16 protein-coding genes, 1 tRNA gene and 1 pseudogene are annotated in these 15,996 nt (G+C 68.8%); 5 read left to right on the top strand and 13 right to left on the bottom strand.

Going from position 1 to position 15,996, the window contains the following annotated elements; genetic code table 11:
• Window positions 1-15: 15 nt before the first annotated feature.
• From AC16DP_RS50555 to AC16DP_RS50540, 4 genes are all read right to left on the bottom strand, one after another.
• Entirely contained in the window at window positions 16-174 is a 159-nt protein-coding gene (locus AC16DP_RS50555; protein ID WP_329734383.1) for a hypothetical protein, read from the bottom strand.
• The gene (locus AC16DP_RS50550; RefSeq protein WP_329734384.1) at window positions 171-410 is read right to left on the bottom strand and encodes a ribbon-helix-helix domain-containing protein; all 240 of its coding nucleotides are present in this window, start codon (window positions 408-410) and stop codon (window positions 171-173) included. Before AC16DP_RS50550 ends, AC16DP_RS50555 begins: the two co-directional genes overlap by 4 nt.
• Before the next feature lie 139 nt (window positions 411-549).
• Window positions 550-2,424, bottom strand: a complete 1,875-nt coding sequence (locus AC16DP_RS50545) for a PAS domain-containing sensor histidine kinase (protein WP_329734385.1) — start codon at window positions 2,422-2,424, stop codon at window positions 550-552.
• A 93-nt stretch (window positions 2,425-2,517) separates the two neighbouring features.
• Window positions 2,518-2,591: transfer RNA gene (locus tag AC16DP_RS50540), tRNA-Ile, on the bottom strand.
• A 233-nt stretch (window positions 2,592-2,824) separates the two neighbouring features.
• Between AC16DP_RS50540 and AC16DP_RS50535 the strand changes: the two genes are divergently transcribed.
• From AC16DP_RS50535 to AC16DP_RS50515, 5 genes are all read left to right on the top strand, one after another.
• The gene (locus AC16DP_RS50535; protein WP_329734386.1) at window positions 2,825-3,271 is read left to right on the top strand and encodes a hypothetical protein; all 447 of its coding nucleotides are present in this window, start codon (window positions 2,825-2,827) and stop codon (window positions 3,269-3,271) included.
• Window positions 3,272-3,665: 394 nt separating this feature from the next.
• Entirely contained in the window at window positions 3,666-4,232 is a 567-nt protein-coding gene (locus AC16DP_RS50530; RefSeq protein ID WP_329734387.1) for a DUF6484 domain-containing protein, read from the top strand.
• Window positions 4,233-4,249: 17 nt separating this feature from the next.
• The gene (locus tag AC16DP_RS50525; RefSeq protein ID WP_329734388.1) at window positions 4,250-4,933 is read left to right on the top strand and encodes an AHH domain-containing protein; all 684 of its coding nucleotides are present in this window, start codon (window positions 4,250-4,252) and stop codon (window positions 4,931-4,933) included.
• A 17-nt stretch (window positions 4,934-4,950) separates the two neighbouring features.
• Window positions 4,951-5,559, top strand: coding sequence for an imm11 family protein (locus tag AC16DP_RS50520; protein WP_329734389.1), 609 nt, complete (start codon window positions 4,951-4,953; stop codon window positions 5,557-5,559).
• Between the two features lie 34 nt (window positions 5,560-5,593).
• Entirely contained in the window at window positions 5,594-6,334 is a 741-nt protein-coding gene (locus tag AC16DP_RS50515) for an Imm49 family immunity protein (protein WP_329734390.1), read from the top strand.
• A gap of 9 nt (window positions 6,335-6,343) precedes the next feature.
• Here the strand turns inward: AC16DP_RS50515 and AC16DP_RS50510 are convergent, their stop codons facing one another.
• The 9 genes and pseudogenes from AC16DP_RS50510 to AC16DP_RS50470 form a co-directional block, all read right to left on the bottom strand.
• Window positions 6,344-8,944, bottom strand: coding sequence for a TIGR02270 family protein (locus AC16DP_RS50510; RefSeq protein WP_329734391.1), 2,601 nt, complete (start codon window positions 8,942-8,944; stop codon window positions 6,344-6,346).
• Between the two features lie 22 nt (window positions 8,945-8,966).
• Window positions 8,967-9,431 carry a DUF4150 domain-containing protein gene (locus AC16DP_RS50505; RefSeq protein WP_329734392.1) on the bottom strand — a complete coding sequence of 155 codons (465 nt, stop codon included), beginning with the start codon at window positions 9,429-9,431 and terminating at the stop codon, window positions 8,967-8,969.
• Between the two features lie 126 nt (window positions 9,432-9,557).
• Window positions 9,558-10,226, bottom strand: coding sequence for a DUF2169 family type VI secretion system accessory protein (locus AC16DP_RS50500; RefSeq protein WP_483957120.1), 669 nt, complete (start codon window positions 10,224-10,226; stop codon window positions 9,558-9,560).
• Window positions 10,227-10,347: 121 nt separating this feature from the next.
• A pseudogene (locus AC16DP_RS50495) lies at window positions 10,348-10,545 on the bottom strand (DUF2169 domain-containing protein); the annotation flags it as partial.
• A gap of 199 nt (window positions 10,546-10,744) precedes the next feature.
• On the bottom strand, window positions 10,745-12,256 hold the full coding sequence (locus AC16DP_RS50490) for a cyclic nucleotide-binding domain-containing protein (RefSeq protein WP_329734394.1): 1,512 nt from the start codon (window positions 12,254-12,256) through the stop codon (window positions 10,745-10,747).
• Between the two features lie 77 nt (window positions 12,257-12,333).
• A complete protein-coding gene (locus tag AC16DP_RS50485; RefSeq protein ID WP_329734395.1) occupies window positions 12,334-13,401 on the bottom strand; it encodes a M20/M25/M40 family metallo-hydrolase in 1,068 nt (355 codons plus the stop codon).
• Window positions 13,388-14,233: a [LysW]-aminoadipate kinase gene (locus tag AC16DP_RS50480; RefSeq protein ID WP_329734396.1), complete on the bottom strand. Its 846-nt coding sequence runs from the start codon at window positions 14,231-14,233 to the stop codon at window positions 13,388-13,390. Before AC16DP_RS50480 ends, AC16DP_RS50485 begins: the two co-directional genes overlap by 14 nt.
• Window positions 14,230-15,003, bottom strand: coding sequence for an SDR family oxidoreductase (locus AC16DP_RS50475; RefSeq protein ID WP_329734397.1), 774 nt, complete (start codon window positions 15,001-15,003; stop codon window positions 14,230-14,232). The genes AC16DP_RS50480 and AC16DP_RS50475 overlap by 4 nt, the downstream gene beginning before the upstream one ends.
• Window positions 14,981-15,982, bottom strand: coding sequence for a sulfotransferase (locus AC16DP_RS50470; RefSeq protein WP_329734398.1), 1,002 nt, complete (start codon window positions 15,980-15,982; stop codon window positions 14,981-14,983). Before AC16DP_RS50470 ends, AC16DP_RS50475 begins: the two co-directional genes overlap by 23 nt.
• Window positions 15,983-15,996 lie beyond the last annotated feature (14 nt).

Raw genomic sequence — 15,996 nt, 5'->3', positions numbered from 1 at the left:
AGCACCCCCGTCCCGTCACAGCTCCTCGTTGAGCCAGCGGATGATGGCCTCGCGGATGGAGGGGGGGCGCTCGGAGGAGCCGCGGGTGCCGAAGCCGCGGGTGTCCACGGCAGGAGGAGCCTTCTCGCGGGAGAGGGCGGGAGTGCGGGCCTGGAGGGGCAGGGCCGTCCTCACAGCTCGCCCCCGGAGTGGGCCTTGCCGTACTTGGCGAGCAGATCCTCCACGGCCTCGCGCAGGTACTCGCTCTGGTGGATGCGGGTGCGGCGGGCGAGCTCGCGCAGCTTGTGGACCTGCTCGATGGGGACGAGCACGTGGGTGGAGACCACGGCCTCGGCGGCATCGGGGCCGTTCGAGTCGGCGGAGGCCGGGGTGACCTCGGAGCTCATCGGGCTGGCGCTGGCATCCTGCATCGGAACTACCTCCTCGGGGCTGCTACAGGCCACTACCGGCCTGTGGGCGCATTAGGAGGGCAGGCGGGGAAGCCGTCAAAAAAACCACCCCGGCGGCACGAATGCTTGACGCGCCCGAGGCGGTGGGCCCGTGCCCGCGTCAGGGCGTGGGAGCGTGGCGGGGCAGGCGCACGGTGAAGGTGGTGCCCGAGTCCACCTGGGAGCTCACGGTGATGGAGCCGCCGTGGGCGAGGACGAGCTGCTGCACGATGTAGAGGCCCAGTCCGAGTCCCTGCCGCGAGGGGTGGTTGGCGCGGCGGAAGGGATCGAAGACATGGGGCAGCAGGGCCTCGGGGATGGGAGGCCCCTGGTTGTGCACGGTGAGGACGAACGTGGCGTCCTCGTGGCCCAGGCGCACCTCCACCGGCGTGTCGCGGGCGCCGTGCTGGAGCGCATTGTCCACGAGGTTGGAGACGACCTGGGTGAGCCGGTCCGGGTCCCACTCCCCGGTGTACGGGCCGGGCGCATGGGAGAGCACGGTGCGGCCGGGGTGCTGCACCTCGAGCTCCTCGAGCGTGGCGCGCACCAGGTCCACGAGCTGACAGGGCCGGCGTTGCAGGGGAATGCCGCCACCGAGCCGGGCGCGGGTGAAGTCGAGCAGGTCGGTGATCATCCGCGCCATGCGCTCGGCGCTCCGGGCGATGCGCTGCACCCCGGCGAGCACGGTCCTGGAGACGTCCTCGTGGCGCAACAGCTGCTCGGTGGTGAGGGAGATGCCGTGGAGGGGGCTGCGCAGATCATGGCTGACGATGCCCATGAGCCGCTCGCGGAACTGCTCGGCGCGCTTGCGCTCGGTGATGTCCCGGAAGAAGACGGCGAGTCCCCCCTCGCTGGTGGGATGGACGCTCATGCCCACCCAGAGGTCCAGGGGCGGGTAGTACTCCTCGAACTGCACCGGCACGTGCTGCTCCATGACCTGGCGGAACGCGCGCCGGTAGCTGGAGCCGGGGTGGGCGAGCGGGGGGAACACCTCCCAGATGTTCCGTCCGAGCGTGTCCTCGCGCCGCGTGCGGGAGAGGCGCTCCTGGTGCTCGTTCACGAGGACGATGCGGAAGTCCTTGTCGAGGACGACGAGGGCCTCGCCGTGCTCCAGCACCTCCACCGCGCGCTGGCGCTCGCGCAGGGCCTGCTCGGCCTGTTCGCGCAGGTGGGTCTGCTCTCGCAGCAGCCGCTCGCGCTCCTCGTCGCGGCGCTTGCGGCCGGTGACATCCTGGAAGAGGACGGCGATGCCTTCGTCGGTGGGGTAGACGTGGATCTCGAACCAGCGATCCCAGGGGGCGTAGTGGTTCTCGAAGGAGAGGGGGATGCGCTCGGCGGCGGCGCGGCGGAAGTGGTGCTCCACGGGGGTGCCCACGAGGTCGGGGTAGACCTCCCAGTGGGAGCGGCCGAGCAGCTCCTCGCGAGGCCTGCCCAGGAGCCGCTCGGCCTCGCGGTTGACGTAGATGAAGCGCCAGTCGCGGTCGAAGGCCTCGAAGGACTCGGAGATGTTCTCCAGGAGGGTGGCGACGCGGTGCTTCTCGCGCTCGGCGGCCTCGCGCTCGAGGACGCGCTCGGTGATGTCGAGCACGGTGCCGAGGAAGCGCACCGCGCGGCCCGTCGAGTCGAAGAGGGCCCGGCCGGAGGTGGACAGCCACCGGATGGTGCCGTCCCGAGGGCTCACGGAGCGGTAGTCGAGCCGGTAGGAGCCGCTGCCGGAGGGAGCCAGGGCCCGCTGGACGACCTGGTGGACGTGCTCGCGGTCCTCGGGGTGCACGAGGGAGAGGAAGGTGTCGTAGTCGAGGGGGGAGGAATCCGGGGGGACGCCGAAGAGGGCCTTGCAGCGCTCGTCCCAGAGCAGGGTGCCGGTGAGGGGATCGAGGTCCCAGGTGCCCAGGCCGGTGGCCTCGACGGCCAGACGCAGGCGCTCCTCGTGGAGGTGGGGCGTCTCGGGGCCGGGGGCCGCGGGGCGGGAGTCGGAGTCGAAGTCGGACGACATGGACGAGAGGGGGACCTCTCACGTCGGCCGGAGTTCACGGGGGAGCGGGCAGAAAAAAAGCCCCGTCTCCGAGTGAACCCGGAGACGGAGCCTTGGCCAGGGTCGGACTTGAACCGACTACCTGCGGATTATGAGACCGCCGCTCTAACCAGGTGAGCTACCTGGCCAAATGGTGCAACCGGCTGCTTTTACTGCGGAACTTCGACTGCTTTCTACCGCCCCTCCAGTCGATGCGCAACTTCGTACTGACTTACGCACCTACGTGAACAAGCAGGGCGACACCGTGTAGGTCCTCGAAAAGCAGGTCCACGGGCGGCTCTATACCACAAGGCTCTCGGCGGGCAACGAGAAGGATGCGCTCGCCGAACTGGCGCTCTTCCGGAGGGACCCGGCCGCCTACGTGGCCCGTGCCCAGGAGGCCAAGGCCGCTGAGGAGACCACACCGGGCAACGCGCCGGTCCTCCTGGACCTTCCCACCGTGGAGAGGTTCCTCGGCTACCTGAAGAGCCAGGGTCGCACCGAGCGGCACCGGAAGAACGTCCTCCACTACCTCGCCCAGTGGGCCGAGGTGCTCTACGGGAAGGACCTGCGGCAGCTTCGTCTCCAGGACCTCAAGCAGGCACTCAACGGCTGGTTCGACGCGGAAGCGGGGGACATCCCGGCCAGGCGGCACCGGATCGCGGCCATCAAGGCGTTCTGCTCCTGGCTCCGCGAGGAGGAGGCGGTGCTCACCACCGCCCGGGGCGGGTCCACGTCCAGTTCGTGGATGCCCATGCCCTCGCGGCGGCCATGCGCCTCCGGGCCAGGGGCTCGGCTCCGGCGGACTGGTGGATTCGACAGGTGGTGAGGCGCGCGGCGAAGTCCGTGGGACTGGAGCCGCTACGTATGGGCGAGCTGCGCCACTCCTTCGTCACCTGGGCCGCCGAGTGTGGCACCGAGATGCGTCCGGTGGACGGGGGCGTGCCGCTGACGCGCATCGCGGCCACCATCGAGCACGGTAGGACGCGGCGCATCGGACAATTCGTCCCGTCATGCCGTAAGGCGGGAATACTGCGTTCTCTCATTCTTCCTTCGGCTCTTCTCTCGCTGCTGCCATCGCGGCAGGCTCGTGTACAGAGAGGGGGGCGACAGGGGGGGCACGAGGATGTTGGCAGCAACTGCTACACAGCCGCTCAGGTGGCGGCTCGTCATCCAGCCCGGCTATTGAGACAATGGGCTCCACCGTGTCGCTGAGGTTTCCCATGTCTTCACCTGACGATTGCAGCACTCCTGACAAGGTCGCCCGTTCCGAGTCGCAGCAACCCATCCTCGGAGCGCGCGTCGGTCGACTTGTCGGCGTGAGCCTGGAGGGCCTGCCCTTGGTGCAGTTCGACGGCTGTCCCGGGGCGGTTCCGGCTCGGAGTTTCGTAGCGCTCGACGTGGCACAGCTCCGCGAGGCCGCAGGGGAGCAGCGGCAGGCCGTACTGCTCTTCGAGGAGGGTGATCCGGCGCGGCCCCTGCTTGTCGCCATGGCGCAGGACTCTGATACTCCTTCGCTGCTGGACCAACTCCTGGAGGAGGCGACCCGGCCCGGGGGGCCCGAGACTCCCGCACCCGCTGAACCCGCGCCTGCCACGGCAGCCAGGGCAAAAAACTCCGCGCCGGAGGAACGCTTGGTACTGGGCGCGCAGCGGGAGCTCGTTCTTCAGGTGGGCGAGGCGAGCATCACGCTGCGCAGGGACGGCACCATCCTCCTGCGGGGCGTCCGGGTGGAGAGCCGCGCTTCCGGGCTCCAACTCATCCGTGGTGGTAAAATCGAGTTGAACTGAGTCCTACGGAGGCACGCATGGGACAGCACCTCTCTGGCGGGGGCAAACTGAAGGCACGGCTCAAGCGCTCTCGCGACTACCGGGACAAGGGCCACAAGCACATCAAGGGCAATGGGGGTCGAAAGAGCGTCTACGCAGACCTCGATGTCATCCAGGGCGTGCTCCAGGCGCGTGGTACGCGCGCCCGTGACAAGGGAGTGAAGGCAGGCAGCAAGGCCCACGCGCGGCGCTATACCTTCACGTATGGGAACAACTTCCAGATCGGCCAGTCCCCGTATGTCAACCAGGGGCACCACATGCTTCCGGAAGAGGCGTTCTCCGACAAGTTCTTCAACAGCAACCAACTCCGGATGCTCCAGGGGGTGGATTACAACATCAACAACGGGGAGAACATCATCTTCCTCCCCGCCAGGGAGAAAGACACGGCGTTCCATCTTCTGCCGTTTCACCAGGGCAGCCATCCGGACTATTCCGAGCAGGTCAAAGCGGATATGCATGATGTCAAGAACGCTCTGGACAGGGCTCTGGCGAAGGACAAGAAGCACAAGGAGTGGAACCCTCCCGAGGATCTCAAGAACAAGCTGATGAAGCTCCAGGAGGACTACTGGGACATGCTGGTGGCCGCCGGTCCCATCCCCATCAACAAGTTCGAGAAGCCCGCCGCCAAGAAGAAGGGCCTCACGAAGAGCAAGAAGCCCTGAACGAGGAGCCTGTTTCGGTGAGCTACTACCCCTGGGTGAATGACGACGAGGACGAGTCCTTCGCGTGGCTGGACTCGTACCGGAAGGAAGAACTGGATGGAAAGGGCTATCTGCTGAATGAGGGAGTGCCCTGCAAGGATTGGTTTCCGGAGGGACTCATCTTCGACCTGTCGAAGGAGCGGGGCAGCAAGCTGACGGACAGCATCCCCAATAGCTACGCCCTGCTCGTGGTGTCCGAGAAGCTCAAGGGCATCCTGGACAGGGAGACGGCAAAGGGCACCATCGAGTTCCTGCCGGTGCGTGTGCGCACACCGCGCAAGAAGGTGCTGGACGCGCCCTACTTCATCGCCAACGTGCTGGGCACCGTGGCCTGCATGGATGCCAAGAAGTCCGACTTCACGATGGACCCCATCAGCAAGGATCAGGTGCACCGTTTCCGTCGGCTGGTGCTCCAGGAAAAGAAGATCCCCAAGGACACGAAGCTCTTCCGGCTGGCGGAGAGGTCCCGGCTCATCCTCGTCCGGGAAGACCTGGGGCAGACCATCCTGGACGAGGACTGCACCGGGATGTTCTTCCAGGATCTGGACGATTACGGCTCCGAGTTCCGCAAGCGGGCCAGCTCGTAGACGCTCCGCGTCCGCGGAGGACAGGCGACACCCCATGCCCCAGATGGATGTCATTCGCGAGAACGCGCTCACGGCGGTCGAGGAGCTGGAGGACGGCCTTCGCCAGCCTCTCACGTCTCTCCAGCGCGAGGAGCTGCTGACCCGGCTCTCCACCTATCGCCGCATTGCCGCCATCGGCGCGTTGCTGGCGGAGGGCGACGTCCCGGCGTTCCGCCATGACCTGCGCCTGTCCGCGACGGCGCGCCGGGAGTTGCTGCTCTGCAGTCCGGAGCCGGCGGCGCCGAGCCGGTTCCGCTGCGCCAGCCGGGTGGAACCCCTGTTCGACGCGCTCGCCGCTGGTGAGATAGGCCTCGCCCGCGACATCGCCCAGCATTCCCCGCACCGCTGGGTGGCGGACGAGGAGTTCGAGGACGACTTCCGCTACGCCGACTTCCTTCGCGAGCACCTGCTCGCGGGCGCGAAGACCCCGTCCCCGGGTGAGGAGCGGGCTCTCGCGGCCTTCCAGAAATGCTCCGGCGACAGTGGCTCCCCGCGGCTAGCCGTGTGTGAGTCGCTCTCCAACCGGGACCAGGAGGCATTCGATGCCGCCCTGGAGGATCTGCTCGTCGAGCGCGACGCAGAGTTCCGGAACGCAGGCCCACCCCTCCATCCCCAACGCTTCCACACCGAGCGCCACGTCTTCATCGAGGGACTGGCCCTGCTGCGGCTGGCCGAGGAGCGCGGCCTGAGCACGCAGCCTGAGTACCGGATGATGCCGGGCCTGGCCCGGCGCTGACGTTCCACCTCACCGCGCCGTGGGCGCCCGTACGTGAAGCGCAGTCCGCTCCCCCGCCCACCCCCAGAGCCACGCCAGGATTCCGGACGCCGGTGCATGGCCCCGCGCGAAGCTTCGTGACGCCATGCAGACGGCCAAGGCTCCCGTTGCCGCGCCCACGCCGCCCCACGCGTCCGCAGGGTACCACGTGGGCAGTTCCCTCAGCGGGAAGCCCTCCAGCCTCACCTGGGCGTAGCCCCAGTCCTGGGCCCGCTGCATCGTGCCGTCGAGGTCTGCGAAGACAAGGCCCGTCTCCCGCCCTCGATCCTCCAGGCTCCCGAGCACCTCAGCGAGCACCGACGTCAGCGCGACGCCCAGGTGGGTCTGGCCGGAGAACATGTGGGTCGGCTCGGAGGCGGAGGCCATCGCGTCGATGTGCGCGTGGACAGATGCGCCTCGGAGGGCCGCCGCGTTCGCCTTCTCCACCAGCACGAAGGCTGCACACTCTCCGGGCATCAGTCCCACTGGCCGATTGGGCGTCTTCAGCAGCCGCAGTTCCTCCAGCGCGTCCAACCACTCTGGCTCGACGAGGCTGTCGATGCCGCCCACGATGCATCGCTCCACCGCGCCCGACCTGAGCGCGCGCTCCGCCGCGCGCAAGGCGGTGACGAAGCCAGGGGAGTCACCGAAGAAGAGCTCCTCCTGCGAGACACCGCCCGGCAAGGCGGCCTGAGCGAGCAGCCGCGGCAGCAGCGTCCGTGAGTACTGCTCTCGCAGTACCTCCGCGAGCAGGGGCTCCTCTTCGGAGACTTCTGCCTCCCCGGAGTCCTCTTCTTGCCCGGAGGCGACCGCCTCCCGCTTCGCGGCCTCACGCGCATGACGCTCCGCGGCGGCGAGGAGGAAGCCGCTCGGCAAGTTGAGAAAGAGGCCGGTACGCGGTCCCGCGGTCAGTCCGGTCTGGTGTACGAGGTCCGTCAGGGCCGCCACGCCCAGCCGCACCAGCCGTCCCACGCCGCTGAAGCCCTGCGTGAGGTGGGGGATGGCATGCCCCGTTATCGGCAACTCCTCGCCCGAGTCCTCGTCAACGATCGAAGTGCCCTCCAGCGCCCCCGGCCGGGCCACGCCCACCCGTGCAGCCGCGCAACTGCCCACCACACCATCCCCCAGGGACGACACCAGCCCCAGCCCTGTCACCGCGAGCGCACCCGGAGGCGGAGGGCGCTGGCGGAACACCGGCGGAAAGAGCGGCTCGTCCTTCATCGGCAACGCCTCCGGGACGGCGAGGGTACGCGGCAGCGCGCGGAAGGAGCCCAGGGCCAGCCTCCCACGTACCGCAGGCCCCATGGACTGTAGCACCTTCCATTGCCGCAGCGCCCAAGTCCCGGTGGAAAGCTGCCAGGCACCCTGGGTGCGCACGGCCAGTTCCAGCGCCAGCGTCGCGCGTCTGCGCATGGGTCCAGCGGTGAGGGCCTCGAGGAGTGGCTCGGCCCCGAAGGGTTTCCCGGCGAGGTAGCGCCCCTGGGGTGGGAAGTGACTCTGGGCCTGCTTCCACCAGCTCTCCACCCTCTGGGGCTCGGGGAGGGGGAGTTCGGCCTCGGGTCCGAGCGGCGTAGGTTCCTCCTCCTCGGGAGCATCCGGCGTCCAGGCTTCGCGAGGCACCGAAAGGTCACCGGTGAGAGCCAGGCCGGTGATGGCGCAGAAGGACTCCGCAGCCAAGGGCGCGACGGCCTCGTCTCGCATGGCCTCAAGCAGCGGCCCCACGGCGGCAACGCGCCCGCTAAGCCCCAGGGCCCAGAGCGCGTCCCGCCGCAGCGCTGGTTCCGGCAGCGCCTGGAGGAGGAGGTTGACGTCCTGGAGGTCGCCGCCCAGCGCGAGCAGCGCCGCAGGCCCACCCCAACCCGGCCCCCGGCGGCGGACGGCCTCGACACAGGTGCTCCACGCGCCGGGGTGCCCCAGCAGAAAGGCTGTCTCCAGCGCCGTGTTGCGCACCTCCGGCACGTCCGAGCCGAGGGCGCGATCGAGCGAGGAGACCCTCAGCCGCGCGGGAAAGCGGCGGGCGGCGCGCAGCACCGCGCAGGCCAGCGGTGCATCGCTCGCGGCGAGGAGCCCGTCCAGGTCTTGAGCGGGATCCGTCTCCCACTGCGTGAGGATATCAAGCACACGGGTCTGGACTACGGGAGTGTCATCCTTCAGGAGCGCGTGCAGCCGAGACACCGCGTCCACGCGGCGGGTGAGTTCCAGGGCTCGTGCCGCCCCCTGGCTCGTCGGCTCCACGTCGACACAGAGCGTGGTGAGCACGGCATCGAGCCCTTCCGCTCCGCCCTGCATGAGGAGGGCGGAGCATGCGCAGGCGACTGTCTCCAGTTCCTCCGAAGCCAGGGCGGGCCGCAGTAACTTCCGATGGACTGTCGGTCCACCCAGCACCAGTGCGTCAAGGCAGGCGAGTAGCCGCTGCTCGGGGCCTTCCAGGAGCTCCTGAAGGGTGTAGTCGGGAGCTACCAGTCCCTGCTCGCGCTGCACCCAGAAGAAGGCGGCATCCGAGAGGAAGTCCCGCGCCATGTCCATTCGGGGTGAGGCATCGTGCGGCGCGGAGGACGCGCCGGTGCTGCGGTGGGCTTCCATGGAGAGCATCAGCGCGTTCCCGGCAACCTGCCTAGACGTCCTCTTCGCAGCAGAGACACTTGGGCTTCGTGTCACCACTCCCCATGGCGATGATGGGTCCCTGCATGACCGGGAAGGGAGGCGTGTTCTTGTCGTTGTGAAGCATGAGGTCGAAGGCGCGCGCTACGTTCTTACCCTCGAACTTCACGTCGAAGGAGAAGTTGACGAACTCGGCCTTGCCCTTGGTTTTACTGGAGGCCACGCCGCCCCCGGCCGTGCCTGCCTCATCACCCGTGCTGGTGCTGAAGTTCGAGTCCTTCACGCACACCGGGTTGCCTGCCACGGATACCTTCTTGGTGCCCTTCGCGGTGTCCGAGGATTGCGCCACGTTGGGGTAAGGGATGGGCACGGGCCCGGCCGGACTGGGCGTCTTGCACACGTCCGGGAACGCGGTGGTGACGCCACCACTGTCCTTGGTCACAACGGACATCTTGTTGACACCAGTGTTGACGGGCATGTCCACCTCCAAGAGGGAAGAGATTACCACGCCGAATCCACGTAGCGCGAACACAGGCCCGCTCAAGGAGTCAAGTGGGCGGCGAGCCAGAACCAATTCAGGAAAGCTGGAAATGAGTCTGCACTCTCAGGCTGTCTTCAGTCGAGAAACACCCTCAGCAGTGACGCGTAAGTCGCGCACATCATGCATACCGTCACTGAGCACCACATGCCCGCGCCATAGGAGCAGGACGTGCTCCGCGTCCGTGTCGAGGATGACGGTGTCCAGGCGCATCTCGGGCTTCACGTCCCCGGAGCTGGTCAGGGCTACGGTGACCCTGGGGGCTGCTTGGCCAGGGAGTGGAAAGGTGAGCCGACCTCTTGGAGAGGCGCCAGCAACGACCACGGCCTCGTTGCCTTGGAGGTAGCCAGGGGCGATGAGGCCTGGTGCTGCGGCATTGAAGAAGCGTTGGTCGAAGTCCTTCGGCAGTAGTGGCTTGCGCGTCTTGTTCCAGGCTTCGTCGTAGGTGCCCGCGTACTTCGCCCTTGGCTGCCAGTGGGGCGAGATAAATCCGAAGTTCGCTGGCGTGACCTTCTGCCCGAAGTCGCGCAGCGGTTCCGCCGGATCCTCCAGGTTGGGCAGTTTCAATCCTTCCTCGAAATGGCGCGCGCTGGCACGGAATCCGGTACCCACCGGGTTGTGCGGCTCGAAGGCGGGCTTGCCCGAATCCGTCCGGTCCCAACCACCGAAGGCCCGCTCCCAGGCGAGGGGCATTGTCTCGAAGGGCAGCGGCTTCGTCATGCCCACTCGGCCCATGCTGCGGAACCAGGTGCGCTCGCCCACCACGCGCACGACCTTTTTCAGCGGGCCTACTCTGGAGGGCGACCACTGTCTCGGTAGTACCCCGCTGTGGTGCGTGTGCGTGGCCGATGAGTGCCACATCCGTGGCCGGCTTGATGAAGGCTCCCTCCGGCTCGTACTTGTAGCTGGATTCGCCGGGTTCACCCCAGGACTCGCCGCTCCAGTTCACTGGGAACTGCTCCTCGGCGAGCCGCAGCCTCGTGTCGCCGATGGAATAGGTAGCCTTTACCACTAAGAGCAGCAGGGGCCTCCCGTCCTCATCCACGAGGCTCATGATGTCGAAGGCGAACGGCGTCTCGTTATCGACGGTGGGGTGTCCCATGGCATGCCATCTCCGCTAAGGCTGAGAACCGAGATCCTCGCGAGAGCGCCCAGTGTAACTCAACAGTTCACCATGCCCCTTCTGGTCGGAGCGCGGTTCAGGTTCATCGGGTGTAGGTTCAAGAGGTGTTGCACGGTGGGCCGGGTCCGTCCTACGCCGCCGCGAGGTACACGAGCGAGGTCTCCTCGTTCCGCCGTGCCGCTTCCTGCTTCAGGAGCACGAACCGCGTGGTCTCCCGGGCCTTCATCCGCAGCGGCTGCCGTGCCTCCAGGAACGTGGAACCCCTCTGGGTCATCTCCATCCCCTCGTGCTCGACCTCCACCGTGCCCGAGAGCACGAACAGCCAGGTGCCCGCCTCGAGCTCGTGCTGCTCCCTCGGTGCCAGCTCGCGGTGCTCTCCTTCCCGGAGCAGGGCGAGCCGGTCCTTGCGCCCGAGCTGCCCGTACCGCTCGCTCCCGCGCACCAGGTCATCGAAGCGCCGCTCGGCGAGCGTCTTCCACATTCCCTCCCGCAGACGCGCATCCCCCTCCAGCAGGGGCAGCACCGCCGAGCGCGGAATGCGCACCAGCGTCGACGCCGTCGCCGTGCGGATGGACGCCGAGCGGCGCTCGCCCGTGAGCAGCGCTCCCTCCCCGAACACCGTGCCGCTGCCGAGCTCGTCCACGAGCTTCTCGCCTTCGGCCAGCACGTAGACCGCGCCCCGCTCCAGCACGTACAGCTCGTCGCAGGCGCTCCCCGCGTGGAAGACGTACCGGCCCGCGGGCAGCACGAGGCGCTCCGCTCGCCTTGCCAGGCCGCGCAGGGTGCCTTCGTCCAGGTGGGCCAGGGACGGTACCCGGCGCAGCTGCTGGACCACCCGCGAGGCGATCAGGCGGGCCCCGAGGCGCGTGCGCTGCACCCTAGCCGCCAGCTGCTCCAAGGACTGGCGCAGCCGCTTCGTCAGCAGTGACCGCGCCATGCTCCGCAGGTTCCCCAGGGTGATGGGCACCAGTGTCACCAGCCCGTGCCCCTCGCCATACCCGGGGTTGGCCTCGACGAAGTAGCGCACCTCGGGCTTGTCACAGTGCGCCCAATACTCGCGCTCCACCTCCGTCTCACGTGTCCGCCAGCCCACCTTCCGCACCAGCGGCCGCGCCGGGTGCACCTTCTCCAGGCCGAACTCCGTGGCCAGCGTGTCCATGAAGGCCAGCAGCTCCGGGGGCGTCTCCTGGTCTCTCCGTGGCCACACCTCGCCGCAGTGCCGGGCGAACAGCCAGTAGCTGGACGGGTGCACCAGCGAGCCCATGTAGAACACGCGCCGGCCCGGGTGCGTCAGCACATGGTGGATCACCCGCTCCATCCAGAAACGCGCGTTGACGTTGCCGCCCCGGTACTCCCTGAGCAGGCCCGCTTCCGCGCGGAACACCGCCAGGGGCTCGTCGCCCAGCTGCTTCTCGAAGAGGTGCAGGGCGAAGTAGCCGACCACCTCTCCCGCCTCGTTCTTGTGGAGCAGCAGCCACGTGTGCTCGGCCTGGGACTCGACCACGTAGCGGGCGAAGGACTCCCGGCCCACGCCATCGAAGATCCGCCGGTGGACGGCGTAGAGGGAGTCGATGAGCTGGCGCCGCGCCTCGGCGGACAGGGAGTGGGGGAGGATGACTTCGGTGTTCGTGACGTGGGACATGCGAACGACTCTGCCCGGAAGGCCGCCGGGCGGCTGTGACGGCACGAACAGCCCACGTGTGCACGCCGTCACACCCCTCACCCCAGCGGCTTCGTGGGCAGCAGCGCCAGCACGCGAGCGAGCACCGCGACGCCCTCCTCGTACTCGTCGAGCCCGATGTGCTCGTGCGGCGTGTGGTCCAGGGAGGAGTCGCCGGGGCCGTAGGCGAGCGTGGGCACCTGCCACGCCGCCGCCACGGTGTTCCAGTCCGACGTCCCCGTCTTCAGCCGGAGCGTCGGACGAGCCCCCCGCTCGCGGATGACGCGCTTGAACATCCGCGAGAGCGCGTCGTTCCCATCCGTGCTCACCGCGCCCTTGTTCGAGAGGGCATTCACGGTGACGCCGGGAACGCCGCCCAGGAGCGCCAGCAGGCGCTCGCCATCGCTGGACGGGCCGGTGCGGATGTTCACGCTGGCCCGCGCCCACTCCTCGGTGTCCGTCGCGCCCGTCTGGAACGAGGTCAGCGAGGGCAGGTTCTGCTCGAAGAGCGGCCGCTCCCGGTTCCACGCGTCACAGTCCGCGCGCAGCTGGTTCCAGGACTCGACGACGTGCTCGGCGGCGGCGCGGTACTCCCGGCTCGCCGTGTGGCGCCGGCTCGCCCGGTACTCGAGCTCGGCCCGGACGAGCCCCTTGTACCCGATGGTGACCGCGTGGGCCCCGCTCGGCTCTCCGTTGATGACGAAGTCCGGGCGGTAGCGCTCGCGGACGTGGAACGCGCCGCGCGTGATGGCCACCTCCTCCTCGACGCACCCGAGCAGCAGGAACTTCTTCCCGGCGCGCTCGCTCTCCTCGAGCAGCTCCACGGCCTCGATGAAGGCGCCAATCGCCCCCTTGGCATCCACCGTCCCGCGCCCGAAGAGCCGCCCGTCCTCGATGCGCACCGGCACCTCTCCGGGCACCGTGTCGATGTGGCCGAGCAGCGCGATGCACGTATCGCCCTCGCCCAGGCTGGCGATGGTGTTGCCCACCTCGTCCGTGTGGGCCCGCCAGCCGCGGCGCTCCAGTTGCCCGGCCAGGGCACGGGAGAAGGCGTGCTCGTGGTGGCTGGGGCTGTACTGCTCCACCATCCACTTGAGGAACTCGATCGACTTCTCACGTGCCCGCATTGGCCGCGTCCTTCCGGGGGAGGGTGAACTTCGTGCCGGACTCCTCGGTGAGGGCGACGAACACGGGGCGGGGCACGCGGGAGGAGCTCACATAGACGGAGGGGACTCCGCCCTGGAGCGCCTTGCGCGCGGCGTCCAGCTTGTACCGCATGCGTCCGGCCGCCAGTTGCATGCAGCCCTCCACGTCGTCGCTGTGCCGCACGAGCGTCAGCGGCTCGTTCGGGTTCTCCAGCAGCCCCGGCACGTTCGACAGCATGACGAAGGCCCGGGCCCCCATCGCCGTGGCCACCGACGCGGCGACCTGATCCGCATCGGCGTTCACCAGCACACCGTCCTCCGTGACCGCGGGAGGGCAGAGGACGGGCACGTGGCCCAGCTCCAGCAGCGTGCCCAGCAGGCCCGTGTTCACCGCCGTGAGCTCCCCGGCCAGGTGCTCCCGGTCGATCCGGAGCCGCCCGTTGTCGTGGATCTTCAACGGAGGCCGCCGCCGGGCGATGAGCACCCGCCCATCCGCGCCGCACAGCCCGAGCCCGGAGATGCCGCGCTCCCCGAGCGCCAGGACGATGCGTTTGTTCACCTCGCCCACCCACGCCATCATCAGGATGCGCAGGGTGGCCGCGTTCGTGAGGCGCACCACGTTGCCACTGGGCGTGGTCACCTCGGGGCGCTCGAGCGAGTGGAGCTTCAACAGCCGCTCTCCAGCGTCCGAGCCTCCATTCACCACGAGGACGCGCTCGCCCTGGCGGACGAGCTCCGCGACGTCATCGCAGACGTTCTCGAGGTCCACCCCCGGGGCGCCGCCGATCTTCACCACGATGGGCCCGCGGCTCATCCGATCACACTCGCGCCACCATCGACGAGCTGCACGGTCCCGGTGATGAACGAGGCCCGCTCGCTCGCCAGGAACGCGGCGGCGGCGGCGAACTCCTCGGGGAGGCCCACCCGGCGCATGGGGATGTGGGCGGCCATGGCGCGCAGCCCGGCGTCCACGTCTCCCTCGGTGCCGGCGGTGCGCTCGACGGGGGGCGTGCGGGTGTAGCCGGGGGCGAGCACGTTGACGGTGACGCCGCAGTCCCCCAGCTCCTGCACGAGCGCGGACGCGAACCCGACGATGCCGAGCCGCGAGAAGCCCGAGAGGGCGAACCGCGCCACGGGCCGGACCACCGTCTCGGAGGTGATGAAGAGCAGCCGTCCCCACCGGGCCTGCTTCATGTGGGGGAGGGCGGCCAGCGCCAGGCCGATGGGGGGCAGCAGCACCGCGTCCACGGCCTCCCGGTACGCCTCGAGTCCGAACTTCGTCGCCGGGCCCGGAGGAGGTCCGCCGCTGTTCGTCACCGCGATGTGGAGTGCTCCCATGCGGCCCGCCACGTCCTCGACCCAGCGGCGGACGGCATCGGGGTTCTTCAGGTCCACTTCCGTCGCGAGCACCCGGCCCCGGCCCATTTCCTTCAACCGGCGCTCGGCCCGGCCGAGCTTCTCCGGGTCCCTCGCGCCGATGGCGACATGGGCCCCCTCCTTCGCCAGCTCCTCGGCGACGGCCAGCCCGAGCCCACTCGAGCCTCCCGCGATGAGCGCGACCCTACCTGCCAGTCCCAGTTCCACGGACGTCCTCCCGGGTGTCGTTGTTCGCCGTCACGGAGCCCTCGCTCGCGCGGGCGTGGGTGCGCGGCGGTTGGTAGTAGCCGTAGCGGGCCATCAGCGGCCAGGAGAGCGCCTCGGTGAGGGCCCTCGCCCGGGAGGGCAGCTCCTTCCGCCACGCGTCGTCCTCCGGGCGCAGGAGCGTGGTCCCGGCGCGGAAGCGATCCGGATTGCCGGTGACGGTGTGGTTGCCGCCCAGCTGCACCGTCCGCCCCTTCACCGGATTGACCGCGCCCTCCTCGCCGAGCATCCCGAGCAGCCCGTCCACCCCGCTGGCTGGATTCGCGATGAAGTCCTCGTAGCGGAGGAAGAACGAGCGCTCGGGGTAGCGCCGGATGACGGCCTCGGAGGCGAGGTTGAACCCGACCCAATACGAGGTGCTGCGGAACGTGGACATGGGGACGACGTACTGCTTCGTCTTCGTCCACGAGTGCGCGGCGGCGCGGGGATCCCTCACCAGGTAGAGGTAATAGGGCGTGATGCCTTCCACGTGCGGAAGGAGTGCCGCCTCGGACGGGAGCTTGCCGCTGTCCACCAGGGTGTGGCTGCCGGTGGCCTTCGCGATGGCGCGGTACGTCCGGCTCAGCGTGGCGGCGTACTCGCGGACCGCCTCCGAGCGGGTGCCCTCCCGGAGGATGTTCCACGTGTGCCGCGTCCGGACGGCCTTCGTCTGGCGCTTCACGACCTCGCGGGCATGGCCGGCGGGATCCTGGCCCGGAGGCGTCTCCTCCTGGAGCACCCGGGACCAGATGCCACAGCTCGTCAGCGCCTCACCGCAGCCACAGGAGGTGTTGGAGCCGTTGCCGTAGGCATTCTTCCACAGGAAGCTGAGCTCACCGGTGTGGAAGAAGCCCTCCACCTCGTTGAGCACGTTGCCGATGATGGTGCTGCCGTTGCGGCACCAGCCGGTGATGTAGAGAACCTTCAGTGAATTTCGAGACACGCGCGCTCCCCGTT

Source organism: Archangium sp. (assembly GCF_057119385.1).
This window is presented reverse-complemented; position numbering and strand designations above follow the sequence as displayed.